The organism is Dysgonomonas sp. 521 (genome assembly GCF_010501055.1).
GTDB lineage: Bacteria > Bacteroidota > Bacteroidia > Bacteroidales > Dysgonomonadaceae > Dysgonomonas.
Genome location: NZ_QVMO01000054.1, coordinates 16,266 through 29,178 on the forward strand (window position 1 = coordinate 16,266; position 12,913 = coordinate 29,178).

The 12,913-nt window shown below is 37.6% G+C and carries 14 protein-coding genes; 8 read left to right on the forward strand and 6 right to left on the reverse strand.

The genetic code is table 11. The features are described from left to right. The first annotated feature begins 41 nt into the window (after positions 1–41). Positions 42–596 (forward strand): hypothetical protein, encoded by a 555-nt coding sequence (locus D0T84_RS14710; RefSeq protein ID WP_163308620.1) that lies wholly within the window; start codon positions 42–44, stop codon positions 594–596. A gap of 1,494 nt (positions 597–2,090) precedes the next feature. Here D0T84_RS14710 and D0T84_RS14720 read toward each other — a convergent pair. Next, positions 2,091–2,273 carry a hypothetical protein gene (locus D0T84_RS14720; RefSeq protein ID WP_163308621.1) on the reverse strand — a complete coding sequence of 61 codons (183 nt, stop codon included), beginning with the start codon at positions 2,271–2,273 and terminating at the stop codon, positions 2,091–2,093. 58 nt (positions 2,274–2,331) lie between these two features. Here D0T84_RS14720 and D0T84_RS14725 point away from each other — a divergent pair, with 58 nt between their 5' ends. From D0T84_RS14725 to D0T84_RS14740, 4 genes are all read left to right on the forward strand, one after another. Continuing rightward, positions 2,332–2,658, forward strand: a complete 327-nt coding sequence (locus D0T84_RS14725; protein WP_163308622.1) for a hypothetical protein — start codon at positions 2,332–2,334, stop codon at positions 2,656–2,658. A 13-nt stretch (positions 2,659–2,671) separates the two neighbouring features. Next, the gene (locus tag D0T84_RS14730; protein ID WP_163308623.1) at positions 2,672–3,172 is read left to right on the forward strand and encodes a dihydrofolate reductase; all 501 of its coding nucleotides are present in this window, start codon (positions 2,672–2,674) and stop codon (positions 3,170–3,172) included. A gap of 85 nt (positions 3,173–3,257) precedes the next feature. After that, complete coding sequence (gene rpmH / locus D0T84_RS14735) at positions 3,258–3,410, forward strand: 50S ribosomal protein L34 (RefSeq protein WP_006841928.1); 153 nt, start codon at positions 3,258–3,260, stop codon at positions 3,408–3,410. Positions 3,411–3,499: 89 nt separating this feature from the next. Then, positions 3,500–4,039 (forward strand): CvpA family protein, encoded by a 540-nt coding sequence (locus D0T84_RS14740; protein WP_163308624.1) that lies wholly within the window; start codon positions 3,500–3,502, stop codon positions 4,037–4,039. Positions 4,040–4,277: 238 nt separating this feature from the next. Here D0T84_RS14740 and D0T84_RS14745 read toward each other — a convergent pair whose 3' ends face one another. Then, complete coding sequence (locus D0T84_RS14745) at positions 4,278–4,544, reverse strand: HU family DNA-binding protein (protein ID WP_163308625.1); 267 nt, start codon at positions 4,542–4,544, stop codon at positions 4,278–4,280. 227 nt (positions 4,545–4,771) lie between these two features. Between D0T84_RS14745 and D0T84_RS14750 the strand changes: the two genes are divergently transcribed. From D0T84_RS14750 to D0T84_RS14760, 3 genes are read left to right on the forward strand one after another with little or no spacing between them, the layout of a single operon-like run. Further along, positions 4,772–5,527 (forward strand): rhomboid family intramembrane serine protease, encoded by a 756-nt coding sequence (locus D0T84_RS14750; RefSeq protein ID WP_163308626.1) that lies wholly within the window; start codon positions 4,772–4,774, stop codon positions 5,525–5,527. Then, entirely contained in the window at positions 5,502–6,386 is an 885-nt protein-coding gene (locus tag D0T84_RS14755; RefSeq protein ID WP_163308627.1) for a rhomboid family intramembrane serine protease, read from the forward strand. The genes D0T84_RS14750 and D0T84_RS14755 overlap by 26 nt, the downstream gene beginning before the upstream one ends. Next, positions 6,370–7,515, forward strand: a complete 1,146-nt coding sequence (locus D0T84_RS14760) for an endonuclease/exonuclease/phosphatase family protein (RefSeq protein ID WP_163308628.1) — start codon at positions 6,370–6,372, stop codon at positions 7,513–7,515. The genes D0T84_RS14755 and D0T84_RS14760 overlap by 17 nt, the downstream gene beginning before the upstream one ends. A 215-nt stretch (positions 7,516–7,730) precedes the next feature. Here D0T84_RS14760 and D0T84_RS14765 read toward each other — a convergent pair whose 3' ends face one another. The 4 genes from D0T84_RS14765 to lepB form a co-directional block, all read right to left on the reverse strand. Beyond that, complete coding sequence (locus D0T84_RS14765) at positions 7,731–8,546, reverse strand: DUF3108 domain-containing protein (RefSeq protein ID WP_163308629.1); 816 nt, start codon at positions 8,544–8,546, stop codon at positions 7,731–7,733. A 35-nt stretch (positions 8,547–8,581) separates the two neighbouring features. Next, the gene (locus tag D0T84_RS14770) at positions 8,582–10,627 is read right to left on the reverse strand and encodes an Ig-like domain-containing protein (protein ID WP_163308630.1); all 2,046 of its coding nucleotides are present in this window, start codon (positions 10,625–10,627) and stop codon (positions 8,582–8,584) included. A 295-nt stretch (positions 10,628–10,922) separates the two neighbouring features. After that, entirely contained in the window at positions 10,923–11,558 is a 636-nt protein-coding gene (locus D0T84_RS14775; RefSeq protein ID WP_163308631.1) for a WbqC family protein, read from the reverse strand. A gap of 7 nt (positions 11,559–11,565) precedes the next feature. Further along, positions 11,566–12,555 carry a signal peptidase I gene (gene lepB, locus D0T84_RS14780; protein WP_163308632.1) on the reverse strand — a complete coding sequence of 330 codons (990 nt, stop codon included), beginning with the start codon at positions 12,553–12,555 and terminating at the stop codon, positions 11,566–11,568. Between the last annotated feature and the right edge of the window lie 358 nt (positions 12,556–12,913).

The window sequence follows — 12,913 nt, forward strand, 5'->3', positions numbered from 1 at the left end:
GCAACAGAGTGGAATATGGTGAAAATCAAACTCTGTAAAGAATGAGAAAACTCTTTTTATTCACTCTTTTCCTATCCTTGTTTGCAACAACAAACGCGCAGGAATGGATATATGAGGAAAAAGCATTGGATGTATGTCATACACCCGATGTGCAGAGAGACTCAATATACGGAGTAATCAAAATAGATGAAACAATCGGCGGATTGAGCATATTAATGTATCACGACACAAATCTTGGGGTAATGGAGGTGTGCAGAAATGGGAAAATAAAGAAAGGTTATATCCCCAATAGCATCAAAGTAGGAGATAACGCTCCTGTACGCTATGCGAAAGAGTTTGAGGGAAAGGGAGTTCTTGAAAATTATATACCTGAAAAGATTTTCTATCTAGAAAATAAGGATCACCGGTTTATTGTAATGAAATTATACGCGTTTTTCTATAATTCTATCAATGGTATGTCCGGCGGATATAATTATTTCATAGTTCGCCTTGATAAAGAAAACATGGTAAAGGGGTTCTCGATAAGCACGTTCTATCACCGAGGTCTTTCTAAGGAGAATTTAATTAAGCTTTTAGAAAAAAGTTTTATAAACTAAATAATATGCCAGTAAAATCAATAATAGTCGCAATAGACGAAAACAACGCAATAGGCAAGGGCAACAACCTGCTTTGTCATCTGCCTAACAGGAGTCGCATCGCACTTTGTTGTATTGAGATTTGGTTTTGTTAAAGAGATGAAAATTGAAATTGGTTTAATATAAATTTATGTACAATAGGGTGTGCTTCAGTGATTTAAAAGGATTGTTTTTAATTTTAATGGGACACGAGTGACACATTCACAAAAATGACAATATGTTAGCAATATTAGTAGCTTGGATAATTACATCTTTTATCTTACTTTCTTTTGGAGATATGCTTATCTCCCTGTACAATGTGATTTTTAAGAGGAGAGAGACATATAATGTGGTCGATACTTTCATGCTAGGAATAGTATTCATTATCACTCTACTATCAGTAACGTCTTTTTTTCTTCCTTCAAACCACTATATAATGGCATCTTATTTTGTTATAAGTATTATATACTGGTTTTTCAACAAGAAGAGATTGCTTATATGGTTTAGGATAGGAAGGTGTTCTTTTTCAACATTTAGCCGAAATCAGAAAATAACACTTATGTTATTTATCTTCTCTTTTCTGCTTTATGTCGTATGGCGGGAAATGATGTTTGACGGAATTTACTATCATTATCAGAATATCAGGTGGTATGAAGAATATCCGGTTACCCCGGGAATAGGCAATCTCAAAGACCAGATGGGTTTTAATTCCAACTATTTCTTAATCTCTGCCATATTTACATTCAGGTTTTTGTTTAATGAACCTTTATACCTGTTTCAGGATGTATTATTCACATTTGTTATAGGCTGGGTTTGTATAGAGGTTGTAAATTCCAAATTCAGACTTGATAGAATAGTACTTTTAGTATTATTGTTCATTTTCTTTTTCATGAGCAGTGTTGGCTTGACAGATACATCTTCAGATATTATTCCTAATATTTGCATTTTTTATTATATATCCAGATTTGTACTGTATCCTAGAACACTAACAAAGAAGTTATTGTTTGCAATCCTACTTCCTGTAGTACTCATTACTTTCAAATTGTCAGTATTGCCTTTATGTTTGATTAGCATATATCTTTTGTTTTTGCTAATAAAAAGGAGAAAGTATGCTTTAAGCCTCTTTTATGTATTTGCTCCTTTACTTATTATGGTATTATGGGTAGCGCATAATGTTATAGTATCTGGCTACCTTGTATACCCTATTTATGAGATCGATTTGTTTGACTTTGACTGGAAAATACCAGAGGCAATAGCAAAGTGGCAGCGCAATTTTATTTTTGTATGGGCTAAAGATACATTTCTGGGCTTGTCTTCATTTTTGTATTTTTTCTATTATGGTGATATGAGTAATATAAATGATATGATATTGTTTATTAGTACAGTAATTGTAAATGTGTTTTATCTCATCATACTATTATCTCCATTTGCTATCATTTGGGGATTATGGAAGAAAACAAAAGTCGATAAGAACATCTATATATTGTACAGTACAATCTTATGTTGCATCGTATATTGGTTTTTGTCCGCTCCAGATTTTCGATTTGCTTTGGGTATAATTATAGGAATGATATTTATATTATATTGTATAATACAGTCGAACAGGAGCAAAGAACCAGTGTTAGCACCTAAAGCCGGATTGAGAATTTTTTTTCTCATTAGTACTTTAGTATTTTGCATGGGTATTAGTAGGACGGTCTACTTTGTCTACAAAACTTTGACTCTTGTTCCGTCTACCGAAGAACGCCCCCCGCTTTATGAAGCCTTGCTTAAACCATACTCATCCCAATACTACGAGATAAAGGTAAAGAATATTGCTACAGGTTTTTCGGAATATATGACAAACGGCGTATGTATATATGTCCCTGAAGACGTAGCTAGCAGAAGCTTTGAAAAACTACCCTGTGTAGGTAAAATAATATATGAAAAAGAACTACATAATATTGAAATAGTTGAAGCGAGAGGTACATCCATTCGGGATGGATTCAGGGTAAAGAAAGGATATGAAGAAAAGATCGCTACGGCGTTGGATACTAAAAAATAGTAAAAGGAGCATCATGCCAGTAAAATCAATAATAGTCGCAATAGACGAAAACAATGCAATAGGCAAGGACAATAACCTGCTTTGTCATCTGCCTAACGACCTGAAGCACTTCAAGGCGGTAACAGAAGGGCATCCCGTAATTATGGGACGCAAGACTTTCGAATCGCTTCCTAAGGGTGCGTTACCCAACAGAAGGAATATAGTAATCACCCGGAACAAAGATTTACAGTTTGAACGATGCGAAATGGTTTCCTCCATAGAAGAGGCAATTGAACAATGCAAAGATGAACCGGAGATATTCATCATTGGCGGGGGCACAATATATAACAAAGCTATAGACTTTGCCAACAAACTGTACCTGACACGTATACACCACAAATTTGAGGGAGCTGATACATTCTTTCCCGAAATAGACCCGGCACAATGGCAGGAAATCGAAAAAGAAGATTTTCATACCGACGAGAAACACAAATATGATTATAGTTTTATCACTTTGGCGAAAATAAAACGTTAATATACTTGCTTATATTAAATAAACATCCTATTTTTGCAACCCGAATATCTGGAAAGAAATTATAACAGAAAAATAATATATAGCAATGAAAAGGACTTTTCAACCATCGAACAGGAAGAGAAAAAACAAACATGGTTTTCGCTCCAGAATGGCTACTGCAAACGGACGCAGAGTACTTGCGTCACGCAGGGCAAAAGGAAGAGCTAAACTTACTGTCTCTGACGAATACAGCAAATAAGAATCTTTTAAAGATATTTTGCTAAAACATACGAAGTAAGAATTATTTTTAATTCTTACTTTTGTTTTTTTACAGCAAATACATTAAGTATGAATTGGTTCGACCTCGTTGTTGTAATATTAGTTATTATTACCCTTGTCAAAGGTTTCTTTTCAGGGCTTGTGATGCAGATCGCGTCATTAGCTGGTATTATATTAGGTGCCATATTTGCCGGGCAACTGTCAGGAATATTAGCCCCTAAATTAATTGAACTTACCCAAGCGTCCCCTCACATAGTAGGGCCCCTTTCTTATATTGTTGCGTTCCTGATAATTATAATTATCTTATTATTTGCCGGCAAACTATTGGAATCATTTATCGAGGCTATCAAAATGACTGCCCTCAACAGGCTTGCCGGAGCATTGTTTTGCTGCGCAAAATGGATCATCATATTCAGCATAATAATGAACCTGTTTGTGGAATTCGATCAGGGAAAGAACATCATAAAAGAAGAGATACGGGAGAATGCGCACGCTTACCCTATTGTGATGGATATTGCCCGCACGGTAATTCCTTTTCTCCGCTTCGACTGGCCAAAGGAATGGAAAGAAGATGTATCCGGGCACTTCAATGAAGGAGTACTTGTATAGGACTGTTTATCGTCATCAAAAATTCAAAGAATTATCTAATATGAAGAGTTCTTTGAAACGATTATGTTAACAAGTGAAAATAATGTAGAATGAGAATAAGTAACAATAGGGCAGTATGTGAAAAGTGTCACTTTTTGTTTCATAATGTCACTTTTTTCTTTCCTGATATTTCCTGCTTTACACACATAAAAAAAGTAGGAAAACATTTCCTACTTCCTTTTTCTTCTTATAAACTGGATTATAGAGCTGCCAAATCAGCGCCGGCTTTAAATTTAACAGTTTTTTTAGCTGGAATGTTGATAACAGCTTTAGTTCTAGGATTGATACCTTTTCTTGCAGCTTTTTGAGTTACAGAGAATGTTCCAAAGCCAACTAGAGCAACTTTACCACCATTTTTCACTTCTCCTGTTACTGATTCGATAAACGCTTCAAGAGCTTTTTTAGAATCTACTTTGCTCAAGCCTGATTTTTCAGCTATCGCATTGATAAGTTCTGTCTTGTTCATAATTGAATGTAATGATTTAATTAAACATTATATAACTGAATTATTTTTTTAGAGTTATTTCCAGTTCTGGCATTCAAATATAAGCGTTTTATTTAATAATCATAAAAAAAAATCGGAAAAACTCATATGAATTTAGAAAATATCTAAAAGCATATCCGTTTTTCATCTGTAAAACAAAAAATATCTGTAATTTTGGACGTTTAAAAACGAAAATAGAGGAAATCAAAATGAATCAAAATAATGCGGGTTTTATGAGTTCAATTCCGGTTGTTACCAGAAATCTCATCATTATCAATTTCTTAGTCTGGATCGCAGACATGTTACTAGGGAATCAGCTAGGTATGGGAAAATATCTTGCCTTGCATTATTTCTCCTCTAATTACTTTATGCCCCATCAGATTATCACATATATGTTTATGCATGGAAGTTTAGGCCATGTATTCTTTAACATGTTTGCTGTGTATATGTTTGGGCGTACACTCGAAATGGTGTGGGGACCTAAACGGTTCCTTATCTATTATATGTTAACAGGGATTGGGGCTGCTGCCCTTCAATTGTTAATTACATATCTCAGAATTAAAGGAATTGAAAGTAGTTTATCACCCGATATAGTATCTCAGATACAAGCAGGTGCTACCAGTGTTATGGCTACAGCAAGCGATCATGACGCTATACAGAATTTATATGCTCTTATCAATACTCCAATGGTGGGCGCTTCAGGCGCTGTATTTGGGGTCTTGGTCGCATTCGGAATGCTATTCCCGAATGTCGAACTAATGATGCTGTTCTTCCCTGTGCCAATTAAAGCGAAATGGTTTGTAATAGGTTATGGCGCTCTCGAACTGATACTGGGCGTGATGGATAATGCAGGGGACAATGTGGCTCACTTTGCGCATCTGGGGGGATTAATCACAGGTTTCTTCATTATACTTTACTGGCGTAAAAAAGGAAAGGCGAATGGGCACAATTTTAGACAATATTAAATACAGGTTTAAGCAAAAAGATATACTGATACAGCTTATAATAATTAATGTAGCGGTATTTCTTATTCTGGCTGTTATAGGTATGGTAGGCAAGTTATTCAAACTTGATACGATCAACCTGATACCTTATATCGCTGCTACCTCCGACTTATCTCTGCTGGTAAAACGTCCGTGGACATTATTTACCTATATGATTGTTCACATAGACTTCCTGCATATATTATTCAATATGCTGATGCTGTTCTGGTTCGGGCAAATGTTTTTGAGTTATTTCAGTTCCAAGAATCTGGGGAGCTTGTATTTGCTTGGAGGGCTGGCAGGCGCAGTTTTATATATCATAACATTTAATACGATCCCATATTATCTGGAAATGAACCATCCGCCTATGATCGGCGCTTCAGCTTCCGTTATGGCGATAATATTTGCCGCCGCGTTTTACAGGCCGAATGCCGAAGTAAACCTTTTTATGGTATTTCGCCTGAAAATAATTTACATAGCGATCTTTTTATTTGTCATAGATTTTATCTCTCTTGACAGCGATTCAAATCCCGGCGGGCACATTGCCCATATAGGGGGAGCCATAATGGGATATATATTTGCGAAGCAGTACCTGAAAGGTAAGGATATAACCCGTTGGGTCAACAAAACGATTGATTCAGTTGTTAATTTAACAAAGCCGGGATCTTCTAAGAAGATGAAGGTAAAATATAAGAAAACTGAGACAGATTATCAATATAACCAACGTCGTCATAAAGAGACGGAAGAAATTGACCGCATTCTGGACAAAATAAAGGCGTCGGGCTATAGTAGCCTGAGCACGGAAGAAAAAAAACGTTTATTCGATGCGAGTAAAAAATAAGTTATCCCAAATAAGAGTTGGCAAGATTATAAAATACACAGTATTTGCCACCAATATTCTGGCTATAATCATCCTTTTATTATCTATCCTTGCATGGTATGTTGTACCATCGAGGGTTTCTGTAATAGCCTATCTGGGGTTGGGATTCCCCCTTATTCTCTTTGTCAATATACTATATTTGTTGCTATGGGTTATTAGCTTCAGGTGGAAATATGCATTGGTACAGCTTGTTGTTATCTCGGCTTGCTGGCAACCTATACTTACTTGTTATCCGATTCATTTTAAGACAGAGGATAAAGATATTCCGGCGAAGCATATCAAGGTACTTACATATAATGTGCGTGCTTTCAACTGGATGAAAGGAGACGCAGCAAGAAAAAATCCGATATTGGAATATCTGGTAAACAGCAATGCCGATATTATCTGCTTGCAGGAATTTGCAGTCTCTGCAGTGAAAAACAAGAATAGTATTGTATCGGAGAAAGAGGTAAAAGCGATACTGAAAGATTATCCATACAGCCAGATAATCAAACTGGGAACTTCGCGCGGTAACCTGATATATGGAGTAGCCTGCTATTCGAAATTCCCCATCGAAAAGGCCGAACGGTTGCCACTGGAAAGTTCGTATAACGGTGCCGCCATGTATGAGCTGAATATCAACAAGAGGAAAGTGACACTGGTGAATACCCATTTGGAATCGAACCGTATAACCGCGGAAGACAAGCAGTTATATAAAGATTTTTTCAAAACGCGCGACAGGGAAATGATTGGCGAAGTTGCCATGAATGTGCAAACACGCCTTGGCGCGGCTTATAAGATAAGGGAAGCTCAGGCTGATATGATAAGGTCTCTTATCGACAAACAGGAAACAGATGCGACTATTGTATGTGGCGACTTCAACGATTCTCCTATTTCGTATGCGTATTATACCATCAAGGGAGATTTAATAGATTCGTATGCAAATACAGGGTTTGGGCAGGGTATTACTTACCACGAAAATAAATTCTGGTTCCGTATCGACTTCATTATGCATTCCCTTGCCTTCCAATCGTATAACTGCACAGTAGATAACGTAAAATATTCGGATCATTATCCTGTGTGGACTTATCTGGCATTTAAGGAGAAGTAATCAAGGTACTTCGATATGCCAATGTGAGTCTTAAACTCCCGTTTTTGTGGATTGTGTAGGGGTGTATTGCATACGCCCGAAGACCAGATATTACAAGTGAGGCTATCCCAAAAGTATTTTTCATATCTATTTACATACGCTCAATTTGATAGAGATGTTTTACTTTTGGGACAGCCCCCTACAGTTATCTATTTCTACCGAAATATATTCCCCAATTACTTCACTGCCGATACGGGATGTTTATTACCCTTATAGCTTTTTAGGATTGCCCGTGTGGAGCCAATATTCAGCTTCGAATCGAGGCGTACAGGCATACGGTTATTATCATTGGTAATATAGACTTTCATAGCCTCCTTTTTGTCGCTGAAAGCGTCATCCATAATACTCAGAACAAGCTTGATACAATTATACTTTTTATTATCATTAGCTTCCACTGCTTCTATTCCCTCATATTCTATGACCATACTCACTTTCTTTTTGCCTGAAATGAAGTTCACTTTCGAAGTATCCCCTTTTTTCATTGATGCATAGTTTAGTGTACGCGCATAAAATACGACACTCATCATATCATATATGCATGAATTGGATGTAATGGTTTCGTTAAACCTGAATGTGCCGTTTTTATGCCGTTTAGCGTTTATGCTCACTCCCGACCCTGTATATGTGTAACGCACTTCTTCCTGTGTGTAATCTTTCCCTTCAAACGCATCTTTTATATATGCAAGGGGCACAAGGTCTTTAGTTGTATAACATGACAATGTATCGTTCAGGGAGAATAGTTTACGTACGGTTCCTGACGATTGTGCCAGCAATGTCATTTTGTATGCGTCTGTTCCGTTATATTTCTCCGAAACGGTTCTTAAAGAGGAAGTGCCTGCTTTTGTATATATGATGCCATATTTGAAATACAGATCATAACTCAGGTCTTCTCCTGCCTGAAAGTATGTATTGTTTAATTTACACTGAGCATTGGCATTCAGGCTGAATAAAGCTGAAAGCATAAATATGAATCCGATAATTCTTTTCATCATAATTGTCTAGTTTTATTAAGTCCTTCAGAATTAATTTAGTATTGGTTGTAATTATTGTTACTAGTGTTGCTACTTCTATTACTATTGCTCCTGTTAGTATTGGTATTATTACTATTATTTTGTTCTCTGTTTCGCTGGTTTTTAGCGTCTTTTTCTTCCAGTTTCTTTCTTCTGGCTTCTTTGTCCTCCGGTTTTTGTTTTGTTATTTCCAGTGGCTTCTGACTGTCCAGGTTATTTATATCTATCCTCCAAGGCGGATCATTTTCTTCAATCTCAAAGTTGGCTTTTACTTCTATTGGTTTCCCCATATAATAAACCAGTTCGGGCTGTATTTTTTTATCATAATTTCCTGTATCCCATACGCCGTTATTATTACTGTCGAGTATGATACGGAAAAAATATGTTCCCGGATCGAGGTCTTTAAATACGGCTACATTATCTATGACTCTGGATTTTCTAATTGGTTTATCCGACTTATCTAAAATTTCCATAAAAGACGGGATACTATCTATCCCTTCCACCCAGATAGCCAACTGTGCGTACTGGTCTTCATTCTTTACTTTAAATTTCTGATCCAGCTTATTGTTCCACAATCCATAGATGCTGTGGATGGATGCAGAATCAATCTTTATCTGATATTCCGAGCCATAAGCCCACCTGTTTTTGATGGTATATTTACGCGGATTAACCGAATCGGGAAGTAATTGGATTGGTATATCGTTGTACACAGTATCCACTTTTTGCTGGAGTACAATTTTATTTATTAAAGAGTCTTCGTTAATAATAGGTTCGTTAAATTCCAGATAAATATTTTTATGTGTATCCCACGTAGAGTTTAAATTATTGCTGATGGTAAGGAATACTATCTCAGGTTCCTCTTCTTCTTTCTTCTTCTTTTTATCTTCTTTACTTGTATCCTTCTTACGTGTCCTGTCTATGAACCGGAGTGTGTCGGTAGCCGATACCAACTGATTTAGCGAATCGGTCTTCATATACGAAACACGAAGCATCAATGTGTCTGTTTTTATAAGTTCCTCATCTTTTAGCCAATATATAAGCGTATCGCTTTTAGCTGTCTTCTCCAACACAGCCCAGTCTTTTTCTCCGTCAAAATTGAACGGTTCAACCACAGCGCCGGGGTGTGCGGCTCCGAAGAATATGGAAAGCTTACGTGGCGAACGTTCATGCTTTTGCAGGTATTGGCGTTGAAACCCTGACTTGAAAGACCTTAAAACGATATTATCCGGCAAAAAACGGGTGTACTCGACCGCCTTTATCGTATCTATTTCTTTCGGAGGAGGCTGATTGTTGTTCGCCTCAGCTTCGTGGTTGTGGTTGTGGTCAGGCTCTATGAATATAGTATCGTTCCTTACTGCTCTTTCGCTTGTAGGTTCTATTATTGTTTCCATGAAAGCGATTGCCTCGGCAGGATTGTCATACATATAGTCCCTGTTGGTATCGTCCAGCGCATATAGCTTGTATTTACCCGGGGCAACGCCTCTGATGGTAAATGTTCCGGCATCGTTAGTGCGGGATATGCGGTCAAATTTTATTTTAGTAAATGCTGAATCTTCCAGATTGGAGTGTAATCCCACATACATTCCTTTTACAGGCTCCAGATTGTCGGCGCTAAGCACTTTTCCCGATATGGCGAGTGAGTCTACTACATCTCCTGTAGAAAAGGAGTATGAGAAGTTCTCCAATGGGTTTTCTTCATTATTGTCAACAATAGCATCGGTAAAATCTATTGTGTATGTCGTATTAGGAAGAAGGGTGTCTCTCAGTTCAACGGTTACCTTCCTGTTTTCTCCGCGTATAATGGGGAATGCTCTCTGTGGCGGAGTGATGATAACGTTTTCGGAAGGGTTCTTAATCGTAACGTTTTCGTCAAATTCAATCGTAACCTTTCCGTTCTTTACCTGAGTCGCGTTAAATCCCGGAGAGCTCCTGACCACTTTGGGCGGGTCTAAGTCTACAGGCCCTCCTGTCGGGCTAGCTATACTTGCGCAGGCTACAGCTATCAATACGATGACGCTTAAAACAAACGATAAGGCGATATATTTTTTTATGAGCTGTATCATCTTTTATTTAGTAACTGTTTAGATTTTAACGAAATAATTTTTTATATAACTATTTTCTTTCTTTGGCATTCCCGCTATGGCTCTTTTGAGCATCTTTTCCGCTTTTTACTTTTGGCTTAGCCCGCCGATTAGCTCCGCTAACCGTTGGCTCAGCAAGTAAAAATCAAAAAATATATTTCAAAAAACTCATCGTAGAATACCAATAAAATTTAAACAGTTACTTAATTTAACGCAAAAATACGATGTTTTATAGATAAATAAGCATATAGGGTTATAAAATACTTTAATGTAAGCCTTATCTTTTAACAGAACTTTCAAGGATAAGCCGGCTTTCGTTGCCCATATTGAAAAGGAGGTCGATAATACTCAGGTTTTCCACAAAGCCGAATTTTTGTCCGAATACCTGATAATAGGGAGTTGAAATAAAATCGCCATCCAGTTCCGGCGACTTTTTCGGATGGATAATATCCCTGAAGTCTGATTCATTTGCCGAAAATTCCTGTTTATATTCCACAGTGTATTCGATGGTTGGCAAATCGATATCCAACAATCGGGATATGAGTGCCTGTAATTCCTGATTGAAATCGAACAGGAAAGTCTGTTTTTTATGATAAAAAGGGTAAAAGTCATCCTGATAATATTCGAAAAACGGAGTAGAATTATATGCCGAAACAATGGCGTTCCAATGCATGTGCTGCCAGTTGCCGTGTTCGGCTATGCGGATATTTTTTGTCAATGTCTTTTCGGACGAGGAGTGAACTACAGGTATAGATAGTGGTATAGGGCCATTGGCTGACAGAATCATGCACCTGTTGCGGTACGATTGTTTTGTGTAACTCTCACATTGTTCGATAAATATCCGGCTTCCGGCACAGAATTTGGTATAGTACCAGATGGGCGCCAGATAGGCGGATGATAAGTATATGTCCATATCAAATCTAATTTATCAGGGTAAAACAGCGCTCTCTTTTTATGCCTTCGCTATCGGAGCTATACCAGATAAGGCGGGCTTTACCTATTATGCTACTGAAAGGTATAAAGCCAAGGGTGCGCGAGTCTGTCGAATTCTGCTTATTGTCTGACAGCATCCAGTAATAATCGTCCCCGAAAGTGTAACTATTTTGCTCTTTACCATTGATGAACAGCATATCGTCCGATACCTTTATTTTGTCGCCTTGTTCCAGTTCTATTATCTGCCTGTACATTGTGAGGCTGTTACTGTTTATATCTACTGTTTTCCCTCTGAATGGTACGGGGAGCCGATAGCTCCGGATCGTATCTACCTTGCTTTTTAACGATAGGGAATCTTGCAGGCTTTCATTTACGATAAACGCTTCAAGCCTGTTCAATACGAAAGATACGGTGTCAGACCGGTGCTTTAAATTGCGGAGAGGTATATCCTGCTCTTCCATAATTTCTTTTACTTCATTCAGAGCCATGATATTTACAGTATATTCCTCCATTACATCGGGGGAGGTTATGTATTGCCTGTTGTTTATCATGAATAAGCCGTTTTCTACAAGTATGGTATCGCCCGGTAGGGCTACGCACCTGCTAACGATAAGGCTTCTTTTATCTAGCGGTTTTTCAGACTCAAGCGAGTTGTTGAATAAAACGATGTCGTTCCGGCTTACTTCTTTTTCGAATATACGCTTATAAGGGGCTTCAATCTTTGTAGAATAAGACCTGTGTCCGAATATATTGTCGAATGTAAAAGGAATAGTCAATATTGTCATGGGCAGGCGTACTCCGTATGCTGTTTTGTCTATCAGTATCCTGTCTCCTTTTATCAGCAATGTTTCCATCTGAGGCGATGAAATGGTATATGGTTCGATAAGAAAAGTACGTATACATAAGATAATGAGCAAAGTGATAAAAATCACTTTACCCAAATATATATAGATATTTTTCTTCTTTTTTTGTGACATTCAATCAGTACTTAAATCGTTCAAACTATACGTTCAATATCATCAGTCGTTTTGCATGACTCGGGGGTGTCTCAAAAGTAAAACATCTCTATCAAATTATTACTCTCTTTGTCATTCTGAGTGCAACGAAGAATCTCGACCTTCCAGATACGAGAGTTTGACTCCGTCGATTTTCAATTCACCCCGTTCAACATGACAAAAAGATATGAAGAAATACTTTTGAGACACCCTCCTCGCTACTTAAAACGTTCTTTAATTTTTTATCTGCGCGCAATCACAGATTGCTTGCCTTACTTTTGGCCGAAGCTCCAAAAGTAAGCAAAAAAGCATTGCGCCCCGCTTCGCCGTACGACCCACC

Excerpts from the sequence above, each read along its gene's own strand:
- D0T84_RS14710 (WP_163308620.1), top strand. The coding sequence starts at position 42 with ATGAGAAAACTCTTTTTATTCACTCTTTTCCTATCCTTGTTTGCAACA.
- D0T84_RS14720 (WP_163308621.1), bottom strand. The coding sequence starts at position 2,273 with ATGAGAAAAAAAATTCTCAATCCGGCTTTAGGTGCTAACACTGGTTCT.
- D0T84_RS14730 (WP_163308623.1), top strand. The coding sequence starts at position 2,672 with ATGCCAGTAAAATCAATAATAGTCGCAATAGACGAAAACAATGCAATA.
- rpmH (WP_006841928.1), top strand. The coding sequence starts at position 3,258 with ATGAAAAGGACTTTTCAACCATCGAACAGGAAGAGAAAAAACAAACAT.
- D0T84_RS14740 (WP_163308624.1), top strand. The coding sequence starts at position 3,500 with ATGAATTGGTTCGACCTCGTTGTTGTAATATTAGTTATTATTACCCTT.
- D0T84_RS14745 (WP_163308625.1), bottom strand. The coding sequence starts at position 4,544 with ATGAACAAGACAGAACTTATCAATGCGATAGCTGAAAAATCAGGCTTG.
- D0T84_RS14750 (WP_163308626.1), top strand. The coding sequence starts at position 4,772 with ATGAATCAAAATAATGCGGGTTTTATGAGTTCAATTCCGGTTGTTACC.
- D0T84_RS14755 (WP_163308627.1), top strand. The coding sequence starts at position 5,502 with ATGGGCACAATTTTAGACAATATTAAATACAGGTTTAAGCAAAAAGAT.
- D0T84_RS14760 (WP_163308628.1), top strand. The coding sequence starts at position 6,370 with ATGCGAGTAAAAAATAAGTTATCCCAAATAAGAGTTGGCAAGATTATA.
- D0T84_RS14765 (WP_163308629.1), bottom strand. The coding sequence starts at position 8,546 with ATGATGAAAAGAATTATCGGATTCATATTTATGCTTTCAGCTTTATTC.
- D0T84_RS14770 (WP_163308630.1), bottom strand. The coding sequence starts at position 10,627 with ATGATACAGCTCATAAAAAAATATATCGCCTTATCGTTTGTTTTAAGC.
- D0T84_RS14775 (WP_163308631.1), bottom strand. The coding sequence starts at position 11,558 with ATGGACATATACTTATCATCCGCCTATCTGGCGCCCATCTGGTACTAT.
- lepB (WP_163308632.1), bottom strand. The coding sequence starts at position 12,555 with ATGTCACAAAAAAAGAAGAAAAATATCTATATATATTTGGGTAAAGTG.